Raw genomic sequence first — 2,082 nt, forward strand, 5'->3', positions numbered from 1 at the left:
CCCACATTCCGCAGATATTCAAGCAGAAGGAAAGGAAGATAGATTCGGAAACACAAAACTCCCAAACGATTGCACAGCAATCGTTTGGGAGTTTTTAGTGTATAATAGATTTCTGCAGTAAAGCAACTCTAAAAATCATGAACCAGCCATTATCGGGGATAAATATCGTAAATTTAGACCACTTGGGAATAGTAGCCGGGATAATAGATGAAATGGAATTGGTAGAAGAAGTCAACAAAAAAGTGGGGATAAGCAACAAAGAAACCCTCAGCCCAGGACAAGTCATGAAAGCGATGATTTTGAACGGATTAGGGTTTTTGAGCGCCCCAATCTACCTATTCGACACATTTTTTGTAGGAAAAGCAACAGAACATTTAATCGGAGAAGGAGTGACCCCCAAACAATTAAATGATGACAGAATCGGGAGAGCATTAGACAAATACCATCAAGCTGGAACGACACAATTATTCACAGCGATCGCCCTGAAAGCAGCTCATAAATTTCAAGTAGAAATGAACAGCGTTCATCTAGACAGCAGTTCAATATCAGTAGAAGGAGCATACAAAACTTGTCAGGAAAAGAGTCAAGACATTGAAACAGACTCATCAGACCCACCCGATGAAATGAAAGCCATAAAAATCGTTCACGGATATTCAAGAGACAAAAGACCCGACCTCAAACAATTTATCATTGACACCATAGTTAGCGGTGATGGAGACGTACCATTGTATCTCAAAATAGATGACGGAAATGCCGATGACAAAAGCGTTTTTGTCGCCCGACTCAAAGAATTTAAAAACCAATGGACTTTCGACGGAATCTGTGTAGCAGACAGTGCCTTATACACAGCAGAAAACTTATCAGCCATGGCAGGAATGAAATGGATAACCAGAGTGCCATTAAGTATCAAATCAGCCAGACAAAAAATCTCAGCTATCGAAGATAAAGACTGGGAATCAGCTCAAATAAAAGGCTACAAAATAGCAGCCATAACCAGCGAGTATGCCAACATAAAACAAAGATGGATAGTAGTAGAAAGCGATATCAGAAAACAAGCAGCCCTCAAAAAAATAGCCCAGCAAGTAGAGAAACAATTAGAATCAGCTTCTGACTCACTACGCAAGCTATTCAGACAAGAGTTTGCGTGTATAGCCGACGCAGAAATCGCGATAAAAAGATTATCAGATACCTGGAAGTATCACCAAATCACAGAAATTGAATGCCGAGAAAAACCCGTCAAAAAATCGACAAGCAAGCAGAAACTAGAGAACCAAACAAATTCAACAGTTTATCAAGTTACCGGTCAAATAGAAACCAGGTTATCAGTAATAGAAGCCGAACAAATCGCAGCCGGGAGATTTATATTAGCCACCAACATCTTAGACACTCAAGAGGTGAGCGACGAACAGATACTATTAGAGTACAAAGCGCAGCAAAGCAACGAGAGAGGATTTAGATTTATCAAAGATCCATTGTTTTTTACATCAAGCGTCTTTGTGAAAAATCCCGAGCGAGTCGAAGCAATAGGAATGATAATGGGACTGTGCTTGTTAGTTTATACCCTGGCACAAAGGAAATTGAGACAACAATTATCAGCTACCAATGAGGGAGTCAGAAATCAGGTAAAGAAGCTCACCAATAAACCGACAATGCGATGGATATTTCAGATGTTTCAAGCGGTACATTTAGTGACGGTCAATGGCTCTAAACAAGTGAGCAATTTAACCCAAGACCGTCAAGATGTATTAAAGCATTTAGGACAGTATTGCAGTAGGTACTATTTAATGTTTTTAGGTGGATGACGCTCGTTATTAAGCTGTAGATATTGGTGAATAATCCACATTTATTAGTCAAGATAATTAGCTCTTGGCAGGATTTTGCTTGGCTAAAAAGCTGAGTTATTTCGCGAAAACAGCGCCATCAAGCTATTAAAAAAAGTCAATTATTTCACTTTATTTAATTTCGGGAGATTTGAGCGACTCCCGTGACGTTAAAATCGCATAAGTTCAACGGAAAAACTTTGGGGTTCCCACTTTTTACAACTGATAAAAAAATTCCACCCACATCTGCGGAATGTGGGTT

Annotated in this window: 1 protein-coding gene; it reads left to right on the forward strand. The window is 39.5% G+C overall.

The genetic code is table 11. From position 1 onward, the window contains the following. Nucleotides 1-137: 137 nt before the first annotated feature. The gene (locus tag QUA43_RS30615) at nucleotides 138-1,802 is read left to right on the forward strand and encodes an IS1634 family transposase (RefSeq protein WP_333379520.1); all 1,665 of its coding nucleotides are present in this window, start codon (nucleotides 138-140) and stop codon (nucleotides 1,800-1,802) included. Nucleotides 1,803-2,082: the final 280 nt, after the last annotated feature.

Origin of the sequence: Microcoleus sp. N9_B4 (genome assembly GCF_036701635.1) — a bacterium.
Lineage (GTDB): Bacteria > Cyanobacteriota > Cyanobacteriia > Cyanobacteriales > Microcoleaceae > Microcoleus.